The organism is Rhizobium rosettiformans (genome assembly GCF_016806065.1).
Taxonomy (GTDB): domain Bacteria; phylum Pseudomonadota; class Alphaproteobacteria; order Rhizobiales; family Rhizobiaceae; genus Allorhizobium.
In genome coordinates, this window is sequence record NZ_CP032405.1 from 2,439,182 (window position 1) to 2,462,837 (window position 23,656).

Sequence of the window (23,656 nt, forward strand, 5' to 3'; positions counted from 1 at the left end):
CCTGCAAGTCCCCGGTCCCGATCGCGATCATGGCGAAGGGGGCGGCTTACCAGGGACTACATCCGGTGCGAGGCGGCGGACAACGGCACCGGAAAACAAAAACAAACCCAAATCAGAGCAGCGACAGTTGCACGCCGTCGCTATTGGGCGAGATGAACAGGTCTTCCCTCAAATGCAGGCTGCGACGCATCAGACCGAGTCGCTTGGTCGCCATCTCGAAGCGACGGCTGATCTGCCACGCATAGGGACCGGCCCCCTTCATCCGCTTGCCAAATTCGGCATCATAATCCTTGCCGTCGCGCATCGAGCGCACCAGCGACATCACGTGCCGATAGCGATCCGGGTAATGCTGCAGCAACCAGTCACGGAAGAGCGGGCTCACTTCGAGCGGCAGGCGCAACAGCACATAACTCGCCTCCGTCGCCCCTGCGGCTTTGCCGCTGTCGAGGATCCGTTCGATCTCGTGGTCGTTGAGGGCCGGAATAACGGGCGCCATCATCACGGCCACGGGAATGCCGGCCTCCGACAGGGTCTTGATCGCCTCCAGCCGCTTGGCCGGCGTCGAGGCACGGGGCTCCATCGTGCGTGAGAGCTTGCGATCCAGTGTGGTCACTGAGATGCCGACCTTGACCAGCCCGCGCTCGGCCATCGACTTTAAGATGTCGATATCGCGCAGGATGAGCGCCGACTTCGTCACGATCACCACGGGGTGGTTCGCCTTGTCCAGCACTTCGAGGATCTGTCGCATGATGCGCCATTCCCGCTCGATCGGCTGATAGGGATCGGTGTTGGTGCCGATCGCGATCGGCTTCACCTTGTAGCCCGGCTTCGACAGTTCTCGTTCCAGCAGGCGCGGCGCATCGGGCTTGGCAAACAGCTTTGCCTCGAAGTCGAGACCTGCCGACAGGCCCATATAGCTGTGGGTCGGCCGGGCAAAGCAGTAGATGCAGCCGTGCTCGCAGCCCCGGTAGGGGTTGATCGACCGGTCGAAGGGAATGTCGGGTGAATCGTTGCGGGTGATGACCGTGCGCGGCTTCTCGACCTGAACTTCGGTCCGGAAGGGTGGCATGTCCTCGAGCGTGTGCCAGCCGTCGTCGAAGGCGACGCGTTCCTGGCTCTCGAACCGGCCGGCCGGATTGATCCCGGCCGCACGTCCGCGCCGCCGATCGATCTCGATCCGCATGCCGGACGCATTCATCAGTGCATCGGCAATATCTGCCGTATTGCCGGGCTGAAATGCAGCTTGGCTCACAAGAGACAGCTCGGTCATGTTTGGCTCCTCGCGGGCGTTGCCGCCTCGCTCAATGACTTTATTCCTAGCGGCAAAAGGAGAACAATGCAAGAACAAACTTCAAGAAACTGGCTGTGGCAAAACTTTGTGCAATGCGATAGATATAGGCAATGCTGACAGTGATCATGGAATGCCACGACCAGGAACCCGAGCTCGCACAGACCTTGTCCGTGCTGGTGGCCGGCGCGGTCGAGGGTCTGGTCAGCGATGTCATCGTGCTCGATCACGGCTCGACCGATGGCTCGTCCGTGGTTGCGGACGCTGCGGGATGCCGCTTTTATCAGCAATGGGACATGAAGCATGTGCTGGCGACAGCGCGGGGCGAATGGCTGCTGCTGATCGAACCGGGCGCGCGGCTCGGGCAGGGTTGGGTGGATGAGGTTGCGGAATATGTCGCGCTCAACAAGGCGCCGGCCCGGTTCTCCGAATCGCGGTTATACCGGCTGCCCTTCTATCGGCGGCTCACGCGCTCGACGCCGCTGCTTGAGAATGGCCTGCTGATCCCGAAGCGTCAGGCACAGGGGCTCGCAGGTGAGGGCAGGGAGCTGTTACAGCTGGCCCGCGGCCATAAGCCCCGCCGTCTCGACTCCGAGATCATTCCCTCCTGGGTCGCCCGCGAAGCGCGCCGCTAATCAGCCTTGGCTGCGTCTCAGGTGTTCGTCGAGCCTGGGCATGATTTCCACGAAATTGCAGGGCATGTGGCGATAGTCGAGCTGAAGCTTGATGATCCCGTCCCAGGCATCCTTGCAGGCGCCGGGAGAGCCCGGCAGCACGAAGATGAAGGTGGCATTGGCGACGCCACCCGTCGCGCGTGACTGGATCGTGGAGGTGCCGATCTTGTCGTAGGAGATTCGGTGGAAGACTTCCGAAAAGCCATCCATGCGCTTTTCGAACAGCGGCTCCAGCGCCTCGGGCGTCACGTCGCGCCCGGTGAAGCCCGTGCCACCGGTGGTGATGACGACATCGATCTCGGACGTCTTCGTCCAGGTCTCGACCTGTTCTCGGATCGCCGTCTTGTCGTCCTTGACGATCGCCCGGGCGACAAGCCGGTGACCAGCCTCTTCGATGCGCGCCACCAGAGTGTCGCCGGATTTGTCGTCGGAAAGGCTGCGGGTGTCGGAAACGGTGAGCACGGCAATGCCCACGGGAATGAAGGGGCGGCTCTCGTCGATGCGGCTCATCATCTCTCTCCCGGAACGGTGCGTGTCAGCAGCACATACCAGTTCGGCCGATAGGCCGAAAGAGCCAAGGCCGCCTTCATCGCCGCAGCCTCGGTGTCGTAGAGCCCAAAACAGGTGGCGCCCGAGCCGGACATGCGCACGTAACCGGCAAGGCTCTGCCGCAACAGGTCGCAGGCCTCGGCAATCTCCGGCACCAGCGCTTCCGCCGGCGGCTGAAGGTCGTTGCGCAGGGCTGAAAGCGACTGCATCCACGCAGAGACATTGGAAGATGGGTCCATCTCGCCGATCGGATCATTGTCGCGGCGCTGAAGGCTGCGAAAGATCTCCGGCGTGGAAACCCGTTTCAGCGGGTTGACGAGCACCAGCGGTACGGAGGGCATGGCGACTGTCTCGATTTCCTCGCCGATCCCGCGCGCGCGCAGCGGCATCGAGGCAAGACACATCGGCACATCGGCGCCGAGCTGCACTGCGATCTGCTGCAGCCTCTCCGCCGGCAGCTGCGCCTTCCAAAGCCGCAAGAGTCCGCGCAGTGTCGCTGCCGCATCCGCTGAGCCACCGCCAATTCCGGACGCAATCGGTAGGCTCTTGTCGAGGACAATCGACACGGCGCCATGCGGCTGGCCGCATTCGTTGAGGGCGGCCCGAAGCAGATCGCGCGCCTTCAGTACCAGATTGTCATCGCCTGAGAGCGCAGCCGCGAAGCGCCCGACGACACGGAAGCTGTCGCTGTCTGCCGTCTCGAAAATGAGCTCGTCGCCGTCCTCGGCAAAGGTCACGAGACTGTCGATAAGATGATAGCCATCGTCCCGCCGACCTGTGACGTGCAGAGCAAGGTTGATCTTGGCCGGAGCCGTCTCGACGATCCGCTCCGGCCGGCGCTCTGCAGTGTCTGTCATGCGGTTCAGGTCTTCTTATCGTCTTTCTTGGGCTCTTCGACCGGCTTGGTCTCGACCTTGGCAGCATCCGCCTCGATCGCCGGCAAGCCCTTTTCGATCTTCGCCTGGATCTTCGGAACTTCCGCCTCTTCGGGCTCGGAGGCGAGCGCACGCTTCCACTGATACTTGGCTTCGAGTTTGCGCCCGACCCGCCAGTAGGCATCGCCCAGGTGATCGTTGATGGTGGCGTCGCCGGCGCGCAGTTCGACGGCCCGTTCGAGCTCCACCACCGCTTCCTCGAATCGGCCAAGGCGGTAATAGGCCCAGCCGAGCGAGTCTACGATATAGCCGTCGTCAGGACGCAGCTCGACCGCCTTCTTGATCATCTCCAGGCCCTCCTGGAGGTTGCGGTTCATGTCGACCCAGGAATAGCCGAGATAGTTCAGCACTTGCGGCTGATCGGGATTGAGCTCCAGAGCCTTGTGGAAGTTCGGCTCCGCCTTGTCCCACTTCTTCAGGCGCTCATAGGCGATGCCGCGCTGGAAGAAGACCGACCAGTGGTTCCGCGCCGGGTTCGGACCGATGATCTCGATCGCCTTGTCGTAATTGTCCGCCATGGCCGCATAGTCCTTGGCGTCGGACAGCACGCTGCCATAGGCGAGATAGCTTCTGATATCCTGCGGATCGGAGGCGATCAGGGCGAGCAGATGTTCACGCGCCTCCTGAACCTTTCCGGTCTCGGCCAGCGTCAGACCAAGCTGCAGCTCGGAGATACGCCGCATCGGCGAGGTCTCGGGCACCTGGCGGTAGAAGGCGATCGCCTTTTCCGGCTGCTTCGCATTCTCGGCGATCCCGCCAAGCAGGATCAGCGTGTCGGCGGCATCCTTGTCCAGCGCATGCGACAGCTGGAGATAGAGCATGACCGTGTCTTCGGCACCTTCGCGGTTCAGCGCACCACCGATCGAGAAGAGAACGCCGGCTGCACCCTGAGCTGCCGTTGCGACAACCGGCTTCGGCTGGCCGCCGGCTTCGATCTCGGTGCGGAGCGCCTTGAAGGGGGCGAAGTTGGTGATCAGTTCGTCACCGGCCGAGAGGGCGTCGAGAGCCTTTTGCTTGTTGCCGGCCTGGGCCTCCAGGGTTGCAAGCGCGATCACCGAACGGGCGAAGGTATCAGGCGCGGTTGCCCCCCCATTGCGGTCTGTCACCGTATCGGTGAGTGCCTTTCGGGCGGCATCGACATCGCCGATCATCGCGGCCATGACGCCGACATTGTAGTTGCGGAAAATCCCGTACCAGCTCGGACCATCGAGATCCTGCACGAGCTTCAGCGCTTCCTTGCCCTTGCCTTCGCCGACCTTGGTCCAGGCGATCAGCAGCTGGTTCATCAGCCGGTCGAGATCGTTCGGTCCCTGATACTTGAAGTGCTTGAGCGCTTGCGCGTAGTCGCCGTCTCGGATGGCGCGAAAGCCGAGCGCCACGGAGGTGACTCGCTCCACGGCCGGATCTTTCTCCAGAACCTTGGCGAGATCCACGCCCTCGTCGAACTCGCCGTTCATGATGAGCGCAATCATCAGCCGCTGCTGAAGCTCAAGCTCGTTCGGCGTGAATTCCAGGGCCTTCTTGTAGAACTTCACAGCACTCGGATAATCGCGATCCGCTTCCGCTGTCCGGGCGGCCAGGAAGGCGCCCGCGAAGGAATCGACGCTACCGATATCGAAACTCTCGGCCTCGGTGGGCTGGGTATTGGCAGCAGCAAGAGCCAGCGGCGCCTGGGAGACGCTGAGCAGCAGCGCAACCGCGGTGCCGGCGAGAGTGCGAAGGGCAAAGCTTTGCCGCATGAACGAGCCTTTCAAGAACCGAGAGCAAGCGCGGGTCGCCCGCGCGCGGGCGATTGGCGATGATTCACGGACAGAATGGCTTTTTTGAAGCAGCCTCGCAAGGCAATCGCTGGATCTGCGTCAATTCACGCGCGCGATGCAGAAGTCGATCACGTCGTTGAGGGCGCTTTTCCACGGCGTTTCGGGCAAGGGCGCCAAGGCATCGCGTGCAATGGTGCCGTAATGCTGCGCCCGCTGGATCGTGTCGTTGAGGGCGCCATATTTGCCGATCAGGCCGAGCGCCTTTTCGAGCCTTGCATCGTCGTTCTGTCCACCTTCGATGGATTCCTTCCAGAAATCCCGCTCGGCAGCCGTGCCACGGCGATAGGAGAGGATGACCGGAAGCGTGATCTTGCCCTCGCGGAAATCGTCGCCGACATTCTTGCCGGTCTCGGCAGCCTTGCCGCCGTAGTCCAGCACGTCGTCGACCAGTTGGAAGGCAAGGCCGAGATTCATGCCATAGGATTTCATCGCGCTGCGGGTTGCCTTGTCGGTGCCAGCCACGATCGGGCCGACTTCGGCGGCCGCTGCAAAGAGCGCCGCGGTCTTGGCGCGGATGACGGCGAGATAATCGTCTTCCGTCGTTTCCATGTTCTTGGCGACGGAGAGCTGCAGAACTTCGCCCTCCGCGATCACGCAGGCCGCTGTCGAGAGCACGTCGAGCGCCTCAAGCGACCCGACTTCGACCATCATGCGAAACGCCTGACCGAGCAGGAAGTCGCCGACGAGTACGCTTGCCTGGTTGCCCCAGATGGTGCGGGCGGTGTTCTTGCCGCGGCGCAGATCGCTTTCGTCGACCACATCGTCATGCAGAAGCGTCGCCGTATGCATGAATTCGACAGAGGTCGCGAGCTTGATGTGATGATCGCCCTCGTAGCCGAACATGGCGGCTGTCGCGAGCGTGAGCATCGGCCGCAGTCGCTTTCCGCCCGATGAGATCAGGTGGTTTGCCACCTCCGGGATCATCTGGACGTCCGAGCCTGCCTTCGACAGGATCAGCTGATTGACGCGCTCCATGCCGCTTTTGGTCAGGTCCACCAGAGGCTTGACGGATGCCTGTTTGTTTTTGCTTTCCTCAAGCGGTATGACTACGCCCAACGCACCGGACTCCTGTTCAGTTTGGTCGCCGACCATAAAAAGCCGGGAAGGCCACGGCAAGGGGCGAATTGCCTCGGTCCGGGCCTGAAAGCCGGTTTAGCTGTTAACAGTGAGTTCTGAAATCGATGCATGAGATCATTCGCAGCAACGACGTCGTCCTGCTCTCCTTTGCCGAAAGCCTGATGCGTGACGCCGGGATCGCCTCGATGATCGCAGACCAGTCCATGAGCATCCTTGAGGGTTCGCTCGGCATGCTGCAGCGCCGCCTGTTGGTCGATTCGGACTGTGTCGACCAGGCCCGCCGCATCCTGACCGATGCCGGCCTTGGGGCAGAACTGCGCGACCGCGAAGCGTGAGGGCGCGATGGTCACAAGACTAGAGCCCCTCGTCGACACGCCCTTGGCCGAGACGGTCGACGCCTTTCATCGTGGCCGCTTTCATCTCGTGCAGCCGGTTGGACGCGGCCATCGCGCCGGCATGGATGCCATGCTGCTCGCCTCTCTCGTTGTGGACGATCGCCCGATCCGGGTTGCCGATCTCGGTGCTGGAGCAGGAGCCGCCGGTCTGGCTGTTGCCACCCGCCTTCCCGATGCTGCCGTCGTGCTTGTCGAGCGCTCGAGCGACATGGCCGCCTTTGCCCGCAAGAGCCTCGCACTGCCGGAAAACGCGAAGTTCGCGCAGCGCGCCGAAGTGATCGAGGCCGATGTCACCTTGACCGGTAAGGCGCGCTTCGCAGCGGGCCTTGCCGACGACAGCTTCCACCACGTCATCATGAACCCGCCTTTCAACGATCCCGGCGACCGCAAGACGCCAGATGTCCTGAAGGCCGAGGCCCATGCGATGACGGAGAATCTGTTCGACCGCTGGATCCGAACCGCCGGCGCCATCACGACTCCCGGCGGACAGCTGTCGCTTATCGCCAGACCACAGTCGATTGGCGAGATCATCGCCGCCTGCGGCCGGCGGTTCGGCGGCCTGGAGATCACGGCGATCCATCCACGCGAGGGCGAAAATGCCACCCGTATCCTGGTCTCCGCGATCAAAGGCTCGCGGGCGAAGCTACAGCTGCGCGCGCCGCTCCTGATGCACGACAAACCCGACAGTCACGCCTTCGCGACCTTTGTCGACAATCTGAGCAACGGTCGCGCCGGCTATCCGCGGCTGCGTTGAAAACACTGATTTTTTGAGCAAACCATTGTGTTTGCGTCGGCGCGTCTTACATCTCCGCTCAGAGTGAAGATCGTGAGGAGTTGAAACGCGACCATGGCAGACTTTCTGAAACGGCTGGTTCCCAAGCGCTTCCAGAAAAAGGGCGTCGTCATTCCGGTCGTCAGGCTGCACGGACCGATCATGAGCGGCGGCTCGCGGTTCCGCCCCGCGCTCAATCTCTCCTCGATTGCCGGCCAGCTGGAAAAGGCATTCGGCATGAAGGACAGCCCCGCCGTGGCGCTGTCGATCAACTCGCCGGGTGGTTCTCCCGTGCAGTCGCGTATGATCTACGACCGTATCCGCGCGCTGGCCGAGGAAAAGAATAAGCGTGTCCTCGTTTTCGTTGAGGATGTCGCAGCCTCCGGCGGCTACATGATTGCGATCGCAGGCGATGAGATTATTGCCGATGCGACCTCGATTGTCGGCTCGATCGGCGTCGTTTCTGGCGGTTTCGGCTTCCCCGAACTCCTGAAGAAGATCGGCGTCGAACGCCGTGTCTATACAGCGGGTGAGAACAAGGTGATCCTCGATCCTTTCCAGCCGGAAAAGGAAAGCGACATCGAATACCTGAAGACGCTGCAGCTCGAGATCCACGAAATCTTTATCGACATGGTCAAGGCGCGGCGCAGCACGGTGCTTGCAGACGATCCGACGCTGTTCTCCGGTCTGTTCTGGACGGGCCGCAAGGGCCTGGAACTCGGTCTCGTTGATCGCCTCGGCGGACTGCGCGAAGAGATCAAGACCCGCTACGGCAAGGATGCGCGCCTCGAACTGATTGGTGCCCAGAAGGGCCTTTTCGGTCGGCGGGCGCCTGGCATTGGTGCTTTTGCCGCGCCTGACCAGATTGCGGTCCAGGCGGTCGCCGGCCTTGCCGAAACGCTCGAAGAAAAGGCACTATGGGGCCGCTACGGTCTTTGACCGGCGTGGCGAAGAAGGGCTTAACGGCGAGGGGACATGGCGCAGCTGATATTTCTGACGATCCTGGTGGGTGGAGCCTGGTTGCTCTATCGCCGCTTCGTCGCGGATGCGGAGAAACTGGCGGCAAAATCGCGTGCCGAGGAAAAGGAGCGGGAGAACCAGGCGATCGGGACCCTCATTCAGGATCCCGAGACCGGAGAGTACCGCCCGCGTCGGGAGGATGATGATTGATCGACATGCTTGTGACTTGAGTTCAGCACGTCGAGCCGATACCTAAGGAAACTCAGTGGCGTTCAGGGCGTTTCGAGCCCGCTTCGCGTATCGCCCAATCCCGGAGTCCCATGAGCCAGACCATGCATTTTCTCGGTGTGCCGGGACGAGTGGCAGACGATATCAGTGCATTCGACTGGAGCAGCACATCGCTCGGGCCGCCCGAAACCTGGCCGCCCGCCTTGGTGACGACGCTTCGGCAGGTTCTCGCCACGCGTCAACCCATGTGCTTCTGGTGGGGAGACGATCTTCTCCAGTTCTACAACGACGCCTATCTGCCGATGCTTGCCGGTCGGGCGACAAGCGCGCTCGGTCAGCCGTTTCGCGAGTATTGGGGCGATGTCTGGGACGGTGTCGAGCCATTCGTGCTGCGTGCCCAGGCGGGCGAGGGCACCTGGATCGAGAACCTTCCCTTGCGCATCCTCCGCAACGGGGTCATGCAGGACAGCTTCTGGACCTTTTCCTACAGCCCTCTCTATGATGACCAGGGAGCGATTGCCGGCATCTTGAACGTGGTCACCGAGACCACGAGCGCGGTTTTGGACCGTCAGGCGCTGCAGCAGGCCTATCTCGAGGCGCAGAAGCATCTCGACGAGCGCGAACGGCATGAGGACGAACTCAAGCTCCTGAACCGCGAACTCGCGCACCGGATGAAAAATACGCTCGCCATGGTCCAGTCGATCGTTAGTCAGAGCCTGCGCGGCGCGACGTCGATTCCGGAAGCGGCAACCACGATCGGCGGACGCATCCAGACGCTGGCCAAGGCGCAGGACGTGCTGACCGGCATGAGTGTCACGGCCGCCGAGATCACCGCGATCGCACGAACGGCCGTTGCGCCCCATGTCGACGGCGACGACCGCATCTCGATTGTCGGCCCTCAGGTCTATCTCTCCGCCCAGCAGGCACTGGGTCTATCGCTCGCAATCCACGAGCTCGCCACCAATGCCACGAAATACGGCGCCCTTGCGCGACCGGAGGGCCGCATCAGCGTCCGCTGGAGCAAGGGCGAGGACAACCGTTTCACCTTCGACTGGCAGGAAAGCGGCGGCCCGCCGGTGACGGAGCCGAGCCGTCGCGGTTTCGGCTCTCGGTTGACCGAACGTGTCGTTTCCGATCTCTTCCAGGGGCAGGCTGCGATCCTCTTCGAGCCCACGGGCGTGTCCTTTTCCCTGATCGGCAAACTGCACAATGCGGATGATCTCGACACGTGATCCTTCCGGGCTTGCAAAGCCAAGAGCCGAGACGCTTGACCCTTCCGCCCGCTCATGGCACCAGACGGGCCGCAAACTGAGCCAACCCGATGGATAGCCCGATGACCACGCCCCTTGCCCCGCACATGGACCCCAAGCGCTCGTTCCAGGCGCTGATCCTGACGCTGCATGCCTATTGGGCAGACAAGGGTTGCGCGGTGCTGCAGCCCTACGACATGGAAGTGGGCGCCGGCACCTTCCATCCTGCGACCACGCTCAGGGCACTCGGTCCGAAGCCCTGGCGCGCCGCTTACGTCCAGCCTTCGCGCCGTCCGTCCGACGGCCGCTACGGCGAAAACCCGAACCGGTTGCAGCATTATTACCAGTACCAGGTGATCCTGAAGCCGAACCCGTCCAACCTGCAGGAGCTTTACCTCGGCTCGCTGAAGGCGATCGGCCTTGATCCACTGCTGCATGATATCCGCTTCGTTGAAGACGACTGGGAAAGCCCGACGCTCGGCGCCTGGGGTCTCGGCTGGGAATGCTGGTGTGACGGCATGGAAGTCTCGCAGTTCACCTATTTTCAGGCCGTCTGCGGCATCGACTGCTCGCCGGTCGCGGGCGAACTGACCTATGGTCTCGAGCGCCTCGCCATGTATGTTCAGGGCGTCGACAGCATCTACGACATCAATTACAACGGGCGCGAAGGCGAAGAGAAGATCTCCTATGGGGACGTCTTCCTGCAGGCCGAGCAGGAATATTCCCGCCACAACTTCGAATTCGCCAATACCGAGATGCTGCATCGCCATTTCATCGATGCCGAGAAGGAATGTCAGGCCCTGCTCGCCGCCGGCGCGCCCTCGGATTCGGAAAACCAGCGCCTGCACAAATGCGTCTTCCCGGCCTATGACCAGTGCATAAAGGCCTCCCACATCTTCAACCTGCTCGATGCCCGCGGCGTCATTTCGGTCACCGAACGCCAGGCCTATATCGGCCGCGTTCGTGCGCTGGCGAAAAGCTGCGGCGAGGCGTTCCTGCTGACCGATGCAGGTGGGGTGAACTTCGGCCGGGCTGCGTAAGGGCTAAAACTCCAGCCCCGCCGCTACCCGGTTTTCGATCCGGACCACCAGTCCGTGGATCTTGGCCATCAGCACATCGAAGTCGATCGGTTTGGTGAGGTAGCTTTCGGCGCCCGCGCCCAGTCCCTCGATCATCTTGTCCCGGTCGGCGAGCGCCGTGAGGAAGAGGAAGGGCATGTTGGAGAGTTGCGGGTGGTTGATCTGCAGTTCGCCGAGCATGGAGATCCCGTCCATCTCCGGCATGGTGATGTCGGAAATCACGATGTCGGGCCGATGGGTGAGGATCTTGTCGAGGCCCTCCTTGCCGTTCTCCGCCTGCAGCACGCGGATGCCGGCCTCCTCGAGTTCCTCGGCGATCAGTTCGCGGACGTCTCTTTCGTCTTCGACGCAAAGCACGGTGATCATGGCAGTTATCCTTTCTGACCTATGGTTCAGGCGGCGCTGACCTCCGGCGCCGGTTCGGCAGTGTCTTTGGCTGCCGGTCCCTGGATCGGCAGCACAAGCGTGAAACAGGTACCCTTTCCCCGTTCGCTTTCGACAAAGATGTCGCCGTCATGCAGGGCTACGATCTGCTTGACGAGCGACAGGCCGATCCCCGTACCGGCAATGCCGGTCGAGGTGCGGGCGCGGAAATAGGGTTGGAAGAGTTTCGGCACATCCTCCGCGTCGATGCCGACGCCTTTGTCCTTGACTGAGAGAAAGACAAAGCCGTCCTCCTCCCAGCCGCGGATGGTGATGTCGGGCGCGCGCGGCGCATATTTGACGGCGTTGGACAGCAGGTTGGTCAGTACCTGGGAAATCCCCAGCGCATCGCATCGAATGACGGACGGCAAAGCCTCGATTTCGGCATCGAAACGGTGATGCTGGGATGAGAGCTTCTGCCGCTTGATGGCCTGCTCGATCAACTTGTGCAGGGAGCAGTCGACCAGTGTCAGCTCGATCTTGCCGGTGTCCATGCGCCCGGCAGACAGGAAGCTTTCCATCAGCACCACCATGCGGGCAACGGCCGATCGGATCTGCTGCGTCTTGTCCGCGAGAAAGCGCGCTTCCATCTCGCCCTTCTTGCGCTGGATGCGCTGCGCAGCGCCGTCGATGATCGCGAGCGGCGTGCGGAATTCGTGGCTGGTCATCGCCACGAACTGCCGCTGCATCGCGTTGATGTTCTTCTCCTGCTGTAACGCCTCTTCCAGCGCTGCTGCCTGGGCGGCGATTTCGGCGGTGCGCTGATGGACCGTTCTTTCGAGCGCGTCACGGTGGCGGATGAGATCCTTTTCGGCCCGCTTGCGCAGCGTGATGTCGGAGTAACTCAACACATAGCCGCCATTCGAAAGCGGCTCCGAGCGCACGGCGAGCACCTTGCCGCTCTTGCGCTCTCGCTCGAAGCTGTAGGGCAGTCCGAGAGCTGCCTGCTCCACCCGCTCGCGGACCATGGCTTCAGGGTCGCCATCGCCCCATTCTCCGCGGCTGGCATTGTAGCGGAGGATGTCTTCGAACTTGGAACCAGGTGGAAACATCTCCGGCGGAATGTTCATCAGGTCATAGAGCCGCCGGTTTGCCATCAAGAGCCGCGAGCGATTGTCGAAGACGCCGATCCCGCCCGGAATGGCATCGAAGACTTGCTCCAGCAGCCCAAAGGCCTTGCGCTGGTCGGCGGTTGCGATTGCAACCTCGGCAAAGAGGTCGGAAGAGGGGCCGCGGATCCGCCAGACATGCACCTTGACCGGATAGACGGTCCCGTTTCGCCGCCGCTGGGTCGCGTCAAAGGTCACGCTCTGGGTGCTGCCCTCGACGAGCGGCATGAGCTTGGCGCGATAATCGAGTTCGGAGATGCCCACCTTGAGCGATGCGGGCGTCATGCCGTTCAGGGCTTCGCGCGCATAGCCCGTCCGGACACTCGCCGTCGCATTCGTCCGGCTGATCGTGAAGCGCTGCGGCTCGAAGATATAGATCTCGTCGGTCGAGAGCTCGACCATGTCGAGAAGGGACGACGTGCAGCCATTGCGCTGCTGGATGATCGGTCCGATGTCCTGAGTGAGCAGCCGCAGTGCAGACAGGCTCTCCAGGTTGATCGGTCTGTCGCTGCGGCTGAAGAAGACGCCGGTGCCGAAATCCGGATTGCCGGGCAGACTGATGGGTATCCAGTAGGGATGGAGGTCTTCTCGATCCGCAATGCATTCGGGCATCCGTGCGCCCAGCGGCAGGTCAATCGGCAGTTCCAACTGGTCCGCCGTGTTGTGGTGCAGCAGCCGTTGCCGGTCCTGTCCTGCGTCGCGGATATAGATCGCCGCCATCTCCGAAAGATCGAGTTGCGGCAGCGCAGTGATGATCGAAAGAACATCCTTCAGCGTATCGCTGAGCCGTCGCTCCGGAAGCGCCGCTTTCAGGATGTCGCGGCTGGCGAGCAGGGCCCACGGGGGTAGAGAATTCCAGCTTATTGTCTGCATGCGTGGCTCCGCTGCAAAACCTTTCGGAATGTTACATTAGAAGACTCGGATTAACGGAACGGTTTTCGCATGCGTCGAATTTGACGCAATTTCCTCCGGCATTTTCCAGTCAGGCACCTGGGGATCCCCGGAAGTTCGGTCATGACTTTCTTTCGGTGACCCGCTAACGTGCGGCCAATTCAGCTGGGGAGCCCTCGCATTATGTTCACGACACTTGCCATTCTTGCCGCCATCGGCGCCTATCTCGTCTTCATCTACAACGGCCTGGTGAAGGCCCGGCAGATGGCCGAGGAAGCCTGGTCGGGCATCGACGTGCAGCTGAAGCGCCGGGCAGACCTCATCCCCAACCTGATCGAGACGGTGAAGGGCTATGCCGGCCATGAGAAGGAGACGCTTGAGAACGTCGTCGAGCTGCGCAACAGGGCGCAGGCCGTGCCCGCGGGCGATGTTGCCGGTCGCGCGCAGGCCGAAGGTCTGCTCGGGGCAGCGCTCGGCAGGATCATCGCGCTGGCAGAAGCCTATCCGGATCTGAAAGCCAACGAGAATTTCCTTGAGCTGCAGCGTTCGCTGGAAACCGTCGAAGGCGAGCTCCAGATGTCGCGCCGCTATTACAATGGCGCGGCCCGCGATCTGAACGTCAAGGTCGAGAGCTTCCCCAACAACCTCGTCGCCGGCCAGTTCGGCTTCTCGAAGAAACCCTATTTCGAGATTGCCAACGAGGCCGACCGTGCGGTACCGACGGTCAAGTTCTGACGTCCGTTCCAGCGGGTTCCGGAAAAGTGTTCCTCGGTTTCCCGACAAGAACCCGCGAGACAACAATAAACCAAGCAAGCTTCTTTTGAAGGCTGCTTAGGACGATGCATTGAGACTGGGATCCATGACGACTGACAGCGTGACCATCCTCCCGCCCGCCCATGCCCTGACCGGCAAGGTGAGCCCTCCGGGTTCGAAATCCATCACCAACCGTGCGCTTCTCTTGGCAGGCCTCGCCAAGGGCACCAGCCGCCTGACCGGCGCGCTGAAGAGCGACGACACCCGCTATATGGCCGAAGCGCTCCGCCAGATGGGCGTCACCGTCGAGGAGCCTGACGCCACCACCTTCGTCGTCACCAGCACGGGCGAGTTGAAGTCGCCAGCAGAACCGCTCTTCCTTGGCAACGCCGGCACCGCCACCCGCTTTCTCACCGCGGCCCTCGCGCTGGGCAAGGGCCGCTACGTCGTTGACGGCGATGAACACATGCGCAAGCGGCCGATCAAGCCGCTGGTCGAGGCGCTGCAGTCGCTCGGCGTGGCCATCGCCGCGCCCTCGGGGTGCCCGCCGGTCGCGATCGACGCCAATGGCGCCTTCAAGAAAAACCACGTCATCATCGATGCCGGCCTGTCGAGCCAGTATGTCTCGGCCCTGCAGATGGCAGCTGCCTGCGGTTCCGAGCCGTTCACCATCGAGCTTGCCGGTGCCGATATCGGCGCCCGCGGTTACATCGATCTGACGTTGTCGGCCATGCGTGCTTTCGGTGCCAAGGTCGAGCAACCGACGCCATCATCCTGGGTCATCCAGCCCACCGGTTATACCGCGACCGATTTTCACATCGAGCCCGATGCCTCTGCCGCCACCTATCTCTGGGGCGCGGAAGTTCTGACCAAGGGCCAGATCGATATCGGCACGCCGTCTGACGCTTTCACCCAGCCGGACGCCAAGGCCTATGACGTGATCGCCCAGTTCCCGAACATGCCCGCCGTCATCGACGGCAGCCAGATGCAGGATGCGATCCCGACGATTGCCGTGCTGGCAGCCTTCAACGAGACGCCGGTGCGCTTCGTCGGCATCGAGAACCTCCGCGTCAAGGAATGCGACCGCATCCGCGCCGTCTCGACGGGGCTGAACAACATCCGCGAGGGCCTTGCCAAGGAAGAGGGCGACGATCTCCTCGTCTTCTCTGACCCCTCGCTCGCAGGCCAGTCGCTGCCGGCTGACATCGACACCTTCGCCGATCACCGCATCGCCATGAGCTTTGCACTGGCGGGTCTCAAGATCCGCGACATCACCATCCTCGACCCCGGCTGCGTGGCCAAGACTTATCCCGCTTACTGGGATGCGCTCGCCTCACTCGGCGTCGATCTCGTCAGGAACGACCCGAAATGACTACGCTTCTTCGCCTCTGCTCCGCTTTCCTTCTCCTCATCTGGATGGCATGCGGCGCGCAGGCCGAAGAGGTCATCCGCGAATACCACGCGGATATCACGGTCCTGCCCGATGCCACGATTGAGGTGACGGAAACGATCACCGTCAATGCCGAGGGCAACGAGATCAGGCGCGGCATTTTTCGCGACTTCCCGCTTTATGCGCGGGACGCGCGGGGCTTCCGCCAGAAGGTCGATTTCGAGCTGATTTCGGTGGAGCGGGACGGTCGGCCGGAGCCCAATCACACCGAATCCGTCTCCGGCGGCATCCGCATCTATACCGGCTCGGCCGACGTCTTCCTCCAGCCGGGCGAATACACCTACACCATCACCTATCGCACCGGTCGTCAGATCCGCTATTTCGAGGACCATGACGAACTCTACTGGAACGTGACCGGCAATGGCTGGCTCTTCCCGATCGATCGCGCGGGCGCGACCGTCACGCTGCCAGAAGGCGCGCTTCCGACGAGGACCACCGTCTACACCGGTCCCTCGGGGTCCACCGCCCAGAATGCTCGTGAAATTCCGGGATCGAATGGCCTCGAATTTGAGACCACACGACCGCTCGGCCCGAACGAGGGACTGACCATCGTGCTCGCCTTCGACAAGGGCGTGGTCGCAGCACCCTCGTCGGAAGACAGCACCTGGTGGTTCATCCGCGACAACCTCAACACCATCATCGGCTTCGGCGGCCTGGCCGTCATTTTCCTCTACTACCTGCGTTCCTGGGCAGCCGTCGGCCGCGACCCGCCGAAGGGCGTCGTGGTCCCGCGCTGGGATCCGCCGGAGGGAATTTCACCGGCGCTCGTCAACTATATCGACAACAGGGGTTTCTCCGGAGCCGGCTGGACCGCACTTTCGGCCGCGGCACTCAATCTCGCCGTGGCTGGCTATGTCGAACTCGATGATCTCGACAACAGCATTACCATCCGCCGCACGAAGAAGGCCGTCACCGGCAAGCTGCAGTCCGGTGAGGCCGCACTGATTGCGGAAATCCCGTCTGCCGGCGACGCGCTCATCATCGACAAGGCCAATGGCAAGAAGGTGCAATCGGTCGGCAATCGCTTTCGCCAGGCGATCGAAAAAGAACACCGCAACAAGTATTACAAGGGCAATGCCGGCTACACGTCGCTCGGCATCGGCCTCTCGATCGCCGTCGTCGCCTCGCTCTTCATCTTCGGCGACCTCGACGAGGATGTCTATGCGCTGATCTTCGTGCCCACCTTCTTCTCGGTCTTCTTCGGTACTTTCACGATCGGGTTGGTCAACTCGTTCAGGCGGGGCCGCTCTCTGTTCAGCAAGATCATCGCCATCCTGGCGCTGGCCCTGATCGGCTTTGTCGCGCTCTCCACCATGGGCCTGATGCTGATCTCCATGTGGATTGATCTCGAAGCCACCCACCAGTTCCCAGTGCTCATCGCCTTCGGCGGCATCCTTCTGGTCAACCTCCTCTTTTTCTTCCTGATGGGCGCGCCGACGCCGCTCGGGCGCAAGCTGATGGACGGCATCGAGGGCCTGCGCATCTATCTGACACTCGCCGAGAAAGACCGGATGAACATGGCCGGCGCGCCGACCATGTCGCCCAGCCATTTCGAAAAGCTCCTGCCCTATGCCGTGGCGCTCGGCGTCGAAAAGCCATGGTCGCGTACCTTCGAAACCTGGCTCGCGACAGCCGCTGCCGGAGCCGCAGCCGCGACAGCTTACAATCCGGCCTGGTACCACGGCAGCAATCGCGGCAATCTCGGCGACCGGATCGGCGGCTTCTCCTCCTCCATGGCCTCGACGATCGCCTCCACCATCCCGACACCCCCTCCATCCAGCTCCTCGTCGTCGTCAGGCTTCTCCGGCGGCTCTTCCGGCGGCGGCGGTGGCGGCGGCGGCGGGGGAGGGTGGTAGTCCTCGACAAATGTATCGTGTGATGATACATCTGTGATCTCTGAGGCACTACATGATCCGGTCTTATGCGAGTGCAATGACGGAGGCGGTGGCCTCTGGAAAAGCGCCTAAGGGCTTCCCCGCAGATCTTCTTAGGCGTGCAGTCGTCAAGTTGACACTGATCGACAATGCCACCTCCCTGACAGATCTGATGCGCCCACCCGGCAACCGGTTGGAAGCTTTGAAGGGCGACAGGGCTGGGCAACATTCGATCCGGATCAACGACCAATGGCGTATCTGCTTCGTCTGGTCCGACAACGGTGCCGAACAGGTTGAGATCGTCGACTGCCACTGAGAAGGAGACATGCCATGACCATCGTCCTGCCGCCCGTCCATCCCGGTGAAATTCTGCGCGACGAATTCCTTGAGCCGCTGAACATGAGCGCTGGCGCCCTTGCGCGCCTCTTGAACGTGCCGCGCACCCGGATTGAGCGTCTTGTCGCAGAGCAGACGTCGTTGACGCCCGATACGGCTCTGCGCCTTGCCCGCTATTTCGATATGTCGCCTCAGTTCTGGATGAACCTTCAGACCAGCTACGACCTGAAGACGGAAGCGACGGCGAAAGCCGCCGAGCTGGCAACCATTCCGGTGCGAACAGATCTGACCGCCGCCTGATCCACCCGCCTTTTTGCACGCATCCATGGATGACTTTTGCCGCGCGGCTTGCTAAGTCCCGCGCAGCCTTTCGCAACAGTTCAAAAAGTCAGTCCCTATGCCCGATCTCCTGCTCGAACTCCGCTCCGAAGAAATCCCGGCCCGTATGCAGCGCAAGGCGGCTGGCGATCTGAAGAAGATGGTCACCGATGCGCTTGTCGATGCCGGTCTGACCTATGAAGGCGCGCGCGAATACTGGACGCCGCGACGTCTGACACTGGACATCCGTGGCCTCACAGCCCGCTCGGCCGATATCAAGGAAGAGAAGAAGGGCCCGAGCGTCTCGGCGCCTCAGGGTGCCATCGACGGCTTCCTGCGAGGTGCCGGCCTCACCTCGATCGAGCAGGCCATCATCAAGACCGATCCGAAGAAGGGCGATTTCTACGTCGCCTACATGGAAAAGCCCGGCCGTGCGGCGGAAGAGATCATCGCCGATGTCATGCCCGGCATCATCCGCACATTCCCCTGGCCGAAATCGATGCGCTCCGGTTTCGCCTCCATGCCCAAGGGCTCGGGCTATGGCGGCATTGAGGGCAAGGGCATGGAAAGCCTGCGCTGGGTGCGCCCGCTGCAGTCCATCGTCTGCACCTTCGGCCCCGAGCATGACGAAGTCCAGGTCATCCCCTTCGAGATCGATGGCATCGTCGCATCCAATATCACCTATGGTCACCGATTCCACGCGCCTGACGCCATCACCGTCCGCCGCTTCGACGACTACGTGACGAGCCTGGAGCGCGCCAAGGTCATCCTCGACGCCGAGCGCCGCAAGGACATGATCCTGCACGATGCCCGCGACATCGCCTTTGCCAATGGCCTGGAACTCGTCGAGGACGACGGGCTGCTGGAGGAAGTCTCCGGCCTCGTCGAATGGCCGCAGGTTCTGCTCGGCACGTTTGAAGAGGACTATCTCTCGATCCCGGCCGAGATCATCCGCCTGACGATCAAGACCAACCAGAAGTGCTTCGTCGTGCGCCCGCAGGGCGAGAGCGACAAGCTCTCCAACCATTTCATCCTGATCTCCAACATCCAGGCCACCGATGGCGGCCGTGAGATCATGCATGGCAATGGCAAGGTTGTGCGCGCCCGCCTCTCCGATGCCCTGCATTTCTGGAAGCGCGACCAGGGCGACCTGCCCGACCTCGACACGCTCAAGGCCTCCGCTGCCAAGTTCGATCTGGACTTGAGGAAGCCGCTCGACCAGCGCATGGCCAAGCTCGATGCGCTGAACGTCACCTTCCACGCCAAGCTCGGCACGCAAGGGGAGCGCGTCGCGCGCATCCGCGAACTGGCCAAGGTGCTGACGCCTGTTGTCGGCGCCGATGCCGCCCTCGTTGACCGCGCCGTAGTGCTGGCGAAAGCAGACCTGCGCACCGAAGCCGTCGGCGAATTTCCCGAACTCCAGGGCGCGATGGGCCGCAAATATGCGCTCCTGCAGGGCGAAGACGCCTCTGTCGCCGCCGCCATCGAAGACCACTGGAAGCCGAACGGCCCCTCGGACCGTCTGCCGGAAGACAAGGTCGGTCTCACCGTCGCGCTCGCCGACAAGCTGGATACGCTCGTCGGCTTCTGGGCCATCGACGAAAAGCCGACCGGCTCGAAGGACCCCTATGCGCTGCGTCGTGCAGCGCTCGGCGTGGTGCGGATGATTTTGGAGAGGGGAGTCAGAGTAAAATTGGCCTCTCAGTTCGTGGCGCCGTTGCGCTTTTCTCGTATCCACTCGAACATTGCAGAACAGAGAGTTCTCAGCGCAAAGCAAGCGAAGGATAACGACGCCACTTCAGCGCGCCTTAAGCAGCTAGCGGTAGAAGCTAATGAGATCGGCAATCGCTTTCGCTTCGTTGCCTCCGTGCAAGCGGATGAGCGGTCGATTGTAGCCGACCTCCTCTCCTTCTTCCACGACCGCCTGAAAGTCTACCTGCGCGACCAGGGCGCCCGCCACGACATCATCGATGCCGTGCTGACGCCTGAAGCCGACGACCTGTTGATGGTTGCCCGCAAGGCCGAAGCCCTGACCGCCTTCATCACCTCGGAAGACGGCCTGAACCTGCTCGCCGGCACCAAGCGCGCCACCCAGCTTTTGGCTGCCGAAGAGAAGAAGGGCACCGTCGTCGCCGATGGCGTCTCGGACGCGCTGTTGAAGCTCGACGCCGAAAAGGCGCTCTTCGCCGCCATCCAGTCCGCCTCGAAATCGGCGGCTGAAGCCGTGGCATCGGAAGACTTCCGCTCCGCCATGCAGGCACTCTCGACGCTCCGCAGCCCGGTCGACAAGTTCTTCGAGGATGTCCTGGTCAACGACGAAGACGCCGCCATCCGCGCCAACCGCCTGGCGCTCTTGAAGGCGATCCGCGAGGCGACGGCAACGGTCGCGGATTTCTCCAAGATCACAGGCTGAATGTTTAGGACCCCGCTTCGGCGGGGTCTTTCGTTTCACACAGCGAGTTTTCCGAAGTTGGCATCCTGTGCTAGACTGAACGAGCAGTCCAGAGGAAGCCACCCCATGAACAAGCCCGTTCAGGTCACCATTGCCGAGCCCTATGACAGCTTCGTCGAGTCCCAGCTCGAAAGCGGTGCGTTCAAGTCTGCCGAAGACGTGGTCGAGGCCGGCCTCAAGCTTTTGAAGGAAGAGCAGGCGCGGATCGAATGGCTGCGCAATGCGTTGATCGAGGGTGAAAACAGCGGGCCGGCGCGTCCGGTTGATCGCGAGGAATTCAAAGCCCGCATGCGCGAGAAATACATGCGATGAGCGGCTACCGTTTGCGTCCCTCTGCCGAGGAGGACATGGATGCGATCTGGGATTATACGTGCCGCACGCGATCCCCAGCGCGGGCAGATCGGTATATCGACGATCTCTTCGATGCATTTGAACGCCTGGTCCAGACACCGGAGTTAGGGCCGCAGGCCTACATGGTCGCGAGCGGCTACCGGCGCCTGCGTGTCAATCACCACTTGATCTTTTATCGGAAAGTGGAGCTGGACGAGATCGAAGTCGTGCGAATTCTGCACGAAAAGAGCGACTTCCTGCGGCACCTCGGCGATCTCTGATGCGCCAAAATCCTCATAAGCGCCTGTCTTCTCGGCCGCCCCGTCCGTTACGACGGCAAGGGCAAGCCGCTCGCTGATCCCCTGATCGAGCGTTGGAAGGCCGAGGGTCGCCTTGTCGGTTACTGCCCCGAACAGGCCGGCGGCCTGCCGACGCCACGTCCACCCGCGGAAATCGAAGGCGGCAAAAACGGTGACGATGTGCTTGCCGGTCGGGCCCGCGTGCTGGAAGTCACCGGTGGTGACGTGACAGAGGAATTCCTCGCCGGTGGCCGCAAGGCCGTCGCCTTTGCCCAGGAGCAGGGCTGCGAGATTGCGCTCCTCATCGACGGCAGCCCCTCCTGCGGTTCCAGCTTCATCTATGACGGCTCGTTTTCCGGCACGCGCCATCCCGGTTTCGGCGTCACCGCAGCCCTGATGCGTCAGGCCGGCATCGAAGTCTTCTCCGACCTGGAACTCGACAAGCTCGAAGCACACATCAAAAGCATCCGCTGAAACGAGAAAGGCCGCCCGATTGCTCCGGCGGCCTTGTGTTCATGGAAGCGGTGTTCGCTCAGCTCGCCATGCGATACTGCGGCTGACCAGCACCAGCCTGGCTGGTCTTGAAGCTGCGGATCAGCTCGAGCAGGTCGCCGGTGTCATTGGCGAGAACCTCGGCGGACGCCGTGGTTTCCTCGGCCATCGCCGCATTCTGCTGGGTTGCCGTATCGAGCTGGTTGACCGCGGACGAGATCGACCGGAGCGTCGTGTCCTGTTCCTGGGCGCTGTGCGAGATCTTCGAAACGATGTCGTTGGCGCTGGCGATCTGGTCGGAGATGCGTTTCAGCGCTTCGCCGGTCTGGCCGACCAGCTGCACGCCCTGTTCGACCTGAGCCGACGAGCGGGCGATCTGATCCTTGATCTCCTTGGCAGCCGCCGCCGAACGCTGGGCAAGCTCGCGAACTTCCTGTGCAACGACGGCAAAGCCCTTGCCGCTTTCGCCCGCACGCGCCGCCTCGACACCGGCGTTCAGTGCAAGGAGGTTGGTCTGGAAGGCGATTTCATCGATCACGCCGATGATCTTGGTGATCTCGGCGGAAGACTGCTCGATGCCGCTCATCGCGTTGATCGCCTTGGTGACGATCTCGTCGCTCTGACGGGCCTCATCGCTGACCGTGCCGACGCGATTGGCGGCTTCGCGGGCGCCATCCGCTGTCTGGCGGACCGCGACGGTGAGTTCGTCGAGGGCAGCAGACGTCTCTTCGAGATTGGCAGCCTGACGTTCGGTGCGGGTGGCAAGTTCACCCGAGGCGCGACGGATCTCTTCCTTCGACACGGCAATATCGTTGCCCTTCAGGTTGACGCGGGCCATGGCCTCTTCGAGGCGGGCCAGTGCATCGTTGAAGTTATCGCGGAGTGCCGCGTATTTCGGTCCGAGATCGGCGCAGCGTACGGTGAGGTCGCCGTCGGCGAGCTTTTCCAGCGACTGGCCGATGGTGGAGACGACATGCGCCTGCTGGCGCGCTTCAGCGAGCTGTGCTTCCGCGTTCTGGCTGCGCTCGCCGTCGAGTTCGCGCTGCTGCTCTTCCTGGCGGGCGGCGAGCGCATGACGCTCGCGCACCTTGTCCTGCAGGCTCTTCGTTGCCGTTGCCATCATGCCGATCTCGTTGCTGAGGTCGGTATGCGGGATGGCGATGTTGACATTCTCGTCGGCCACGGCCTCCAGCGCGTCATGGATGGCCTTGAGCGGCTTGGTGATATTGCGGATGACGAAATAGGCGGCGATCAGCGCAAGCACGAAGATGCCGGCGGACATGCCGACCGTCTTGATGATGCTGGAGCGGATCTCGGCCTTCAGGTCGTCGGTATAGAGGCCGGTGACGACGACGAGGTTCCAGGGCTCGAAGGCCTTGCCGTAAGCGGCCTTGGGGAAGCTGTAGTCGTTCGGATCCTGGCCTGGCTTGGGGCCGATGAATTCGACGAAGCCGCCACCGGCGCGACCGAGCTTGACCAGTTCGTCGCGGTAGAGGAAGCCGTTCGTGTCGCCCTTGCCCTTGCTGGAATTGCCGACCAGCTTGGCGTTGGGGTGAAAGACCATCACGACGTCGTAGTCATAGGCGAAGAAGTAGCCGTCCGGCTCGAAGCGCATCTTGCCGACCTGGCCGTAAGCGAGCTTCCGGGCCTCTTCGACGGAGAATTCGCCAGCCACGGCACGGTCATTGTAATCCTTCATGACCGAGAGCGCCGATTCCACCTGGGTTCTCAGGAGTTCGTAGCGCTGCTGGTAGATGGTCTCGGTGGAGGAGCGAACCTGCAGATAGGTGGCGGCGGCAAAGGCCGCCATCAGGCCACCGATCAGCAAGATCAGCTGGAGGGAAATCCGGAGGTTTTTCATGGGCGAGGGAGCTTTCGTCTGTCGTGCGGTTCGGGCGCTGG

The 23,656-nt window shown here is 62.3% G+C and carries 24 protein-coding genes; 16 read left to right on the forward strand and 8 right to left on the reverse strand.

The features are described from left to right. Positions 1-112: 112 nt before the first annotated feature. A complete protein-coding gene (locus D4A92_RS11705; RefSeq protein ID WP_203013253.1) occupies positions 113-1,270 on the reverse strand; it encodes a PA0069 family radical SAM protein in 1,158 nt (385 codons plus the stop codon). 131 nt (positions 1,271-1,401) lie between these two features. Here D4A92_RS11705 and D4A92_RS11710 point away from each other — a divergent pair, with 131 nt between their 5' ends. Continuing rightward, positions 1,402-1,923 carry a glycosyl transferase gene (locus tag D4A92_RS11710; RefSeq protein ID WP_203013255.1) on the forward strand — a complete coding sequence of 174 codons (522 nt, stop codon included), beginning with the start codon at positions 1,402-1,404 and terminating at the stop codon, positions 1,921-1,923. Here D4A92_RS11710 and moaB read toward each other — a convergent pair whose 3' ends face one another. From moaB to D4A92_RS11730, 4 genes are all read right to left on the reverse strand, one after another. Beyond that, positions 1,924-2,472, reverse strand: a complete 549-nt coding sequence (gene moaB / locus D4A92_RS11715) for a molybdenum cofactor biosynthesis protein B (protein ID WP_203013257.1) — start codon at positions 2,470-2,472, stop codon at positions 1,924-1,926. Further along, on the reverse strand, positions 2,472-3,368 hold the full coding sequence (locus tag D4A92_RS11720; RefSeq protein WP_203013260.1) for a 4-(cytidine 5'-diphospho)-2-C-methyl-D-erythritol kinase: 897 nt from the start codon (positions 3,366-3,368) through the stop codon (positions 2,472-2,474). The genes moaB and D4A92_RS11720 overlap by 1 nt, the downstream gene beginning before the upstream one ends. 5 nt (positions 3,369-3,373) lie before the next feature. Next, complete coding sequence (locus D4A92_RS11725; protein ID WP_203013261.1) at positions 3,374-5,185, reverse strand: tetratricopeptide repeat protein; 1,812 nt, start codon at positions 5,183-5,185, stop codon at positions 3,374-3,376. 120 nt (positions 5,186-5,305) lie between these two features. Next, positions 5,306-6,322, reverse strand: coding sequence for a polyprenyl synthetase family protein (locus D4A92_RS11730; RefSeq protein WP_203013263.1), 1,017 nt, complete (start codon positions 6,320-6,322; stop codon positions 5,306-5,308). Between the two features lie 125 nt (positions 6,323-6,447). On the opposite strand from D4A92_RS11730, the gene D4A92_RS11735 reads away from it, so the two are divergent. From D4A92_RS11735 to D4A92_RS11760, 6 genes are all read left to right on the forward strand, one after another. Continuing rightward, a complete protein-coding gene (locus D4A92_RS11735) occupies positions 6,448-6,678 on the forward strand; it encodes a DUF2007 domain-containing protein (protein ID WP_054148845.1) in 231 nt (76 codons plus the stop codon). A 7-nt stretch (positions 6,679-6,685) separates the two neighbouring features. Next, the gene (locus D4A92_RS11740; RefSeq protein ID WP_203013265.1) at positions 6,686-7,492 is read left to right on the forward strand and encodes a tRNA1(Val) (adenine(37)-N6)-methyltransferase; all 807 of its coding nucleotides are present in this window, start codon (positions 6,686-6,688) and stop codon (positions 7,490-7,492) included. Between the two features lie 93 nt (positions 7,493-7,585). Then, positions 7,586-8,449 (forward strand): S49 family peptidase, encoded by an 864-nt coding sequence (locus tag D4A92_RS11745; RefSeq protein ID WP_203013267.1) that lies wholly within the window; start codon positions 7,586-7,588, stop codon positions 8,447-8,449. Between the two features lie 36 nt (positions 8,450-8,485). Then, a complete protein-coding gene (locus tag D4A92_RS11750; protein ID WP_076392673.1) occupies positions 8,486-8,680 on the forward strand; it encodes a hypothetical protein in 195 nt (64 codons plus the stop codon). Between the two features lie 110 nt (positions 8,681-8,790). Then, complete coding sequence (locus tag D4A92_RS11755; RefSeq protein WP_203013269.1) at positions 8,791-9,930, forward strand: sensor histidine kinase; 1,140 nt, start codon at positions 8,791-8,793, stop codon at positions 9,928-9,930. A gap of 125 nt (positions 9,931-10,055) precedes the next feature. Further along, entirely contained in the window at positions 10,056-10,988 is a 933-nt protein-coding gene (locus D4A92_RS11760) for a glycine--tRNA ligase subunit alpha (RefSeq protein ID WP_203019928.1), read from the forward strand. Between the two features lie 3 nt (positions 10,989-10,991). Here D4A92_RS11760 and D4A92_RS11765 read toward each other — a convergent pair whose 3' ends face one another. Both D4A92_RS11765 and D4A92_RS11770 read right to left on the reverse strand, forming a co-directional pair. Then, positions 10,992-11,393: a response regulator gene (locus tag D4A92_RS11765; protein WP_203013271.1), complete on the reverse strand. Its 402-nt coding sequence runs from the start codon at positions 11,391-11,393 to the stop codon at positions 10,992-10,994. A gap of 26 nt (positions 11,394-11,419) precedes the next feature. Continuing rightward, entirely contained in the window at positions 11,420-13,432 is a 2,013-nt protein-coding gene (locus D4A92_RS11770; protein ID WP_203013273.1) for a sensor histidine kinase, read from the reverse strand. Positions 13,433-13,633: 201 nt separating this feature from the next. On the opposite strand from D4A92_RS11770, the gene D4A92_RS11775 reads away from it, so the two are divergent. The 9 genes from D4A92_RS11775 to D4A92_RS11815 all read left to right on the forward strand — a co-directional run bounded on the left by D4A92_RS11775 (position 13,634) and on the right by D4A92_RS11815 (position 21,736). Then, positions 13,634-14,185 carry a LemA family protein gene (locus D4A92_RS11775; protein ID WP_203013275.1) on the forward strand — a complete coding sequence of 184 codons (552 nt, stop codon included), beginning with the start codon at positions 13,634-13,636 and terminating at the stop codon, positions 14,183-14,185. A 124-nt stretch (positions 14,186-14,309) separates the two neighbouring features. Beyond that, on the forward strand, positions 14,310-15,575 hold the full coding sequence (locus D4A92_RS11780; protein ID WP_203013278.1) for a 3-phosphoshikimate 1-carboxyvinyltransferase: 1,266 nt from the start codon (positions 14,310-14,312) through the stop codon (positions 15,573-15,575). After that, a complete protein-coding gene (locus D4A92_RS11785) occupies positions 15,572-17,509 on the forward strand; it encodes a DUF2207 domain-containing protein (RefSeq protein WP_203013282.1) in 1,938 nt (645 codons plus the stop codon). Before D4A92_RS11780 ends, D4A92_RS11785 begins: the two co-directional genes overlap by 4 nt. 52 nt (positions 17,510-17,561) lie before the next feature. Then, positions 17,562-17,843: a type II toxin-antitoxin system RelE/ParE family toxin gene (locus D4A92_RS11790; protein ID WP_203013285.1), complete on the forward strand. Its 282-nt coding sequence runs from the start codon at positions 17,562-17,564 to the stop codon at positions 17,841-17,843. 14 nt (positions 17,844-17,857) lie between these two features. Then, positions 17,858-18,163: a HigA family addiction module antitoxin gene (locus D4A92_RS11795; RefSeq protein WP_203013288.1), complete on the forward strand. Its 306-nt coding sequence runs from the start codon at positions 17,858-17,860 to the stop codon at positions 18,161-18,163. Positions 18,164-18,260: 97 nt separating this feature from the next. Beyond that, the gene (gene glyS, locus D4A92_RS11800) at positions 18,261-20,594 is read left to right on the forward strand and encodes a glycine--tRNA ligase subunit beta (RefSeq protein ID WP_203013291.1); all 2,334 of its coding nucleotides are present in this window, start codon (positions 18,261-18,263) and stop codon (positions 20,592-20,594) included. A gap of 105 nt (positions 20,595-20,699) precedes the next feature. Further along, positions 20,700-20,945: a type II toxin-antitoxin system ParD family antitoxin gene (locus D4A92_RS11805; protein WP_203013294.1), complete on the forward strand. Its 246-nt coding sequence runs from the start codon at positions 20,700-20,702 to the stop codon at positions 20,943-20,945. Beyond that, the gene (locus D4A92_RS11810) at positions 20,942-21,244 is read left to right on the forward strand and encodes a type II toxin-antitoxin system RelE/ParE family toxin (RefSeq protein ID WP_203013296.1); all 303 of its coding nucleotides are present in this window, start codon (positions 20,942-20,944) and stop codon (positions 21,242-21,244) included. The genes D4A92_RS11805 and D4A92_RS11810 overlap by 4 nt, the downstream gene beginning before the upstream one ends. A 9-nt stretch (positions 21,245-21,253) precedes the next feature. Next, positions 21,254-21,736: a DUF523 domain-containing protein gene (locus D4A92_RS11815; RefSeq protein WP_203019930.1), complete on the forward strand. Its 483-nt coding sequence runs from the start codon at positions 21,254-21,256 to the stop codon at positions 21,734-21,736. Positions 21,737-21,794: 58 nt separating this feature from the next. On the opposite strand, the gene D4A92_RS11820 is transcribed toward D4A92_RS11815, so the two are convergent. Beyond that, positions 21,795-23,615, reverse strand: a complete 1,821-nt coding sequence (locus D4A92_RS11820; protein ID WP_203013299.1) for a methyl-accepting chemotaxis protein — start codon at positions 23,613-23,615, stop codon at positions 21,795-21,797. Positions 23,616-23,656: the final 41 nt, after the last annotated feature.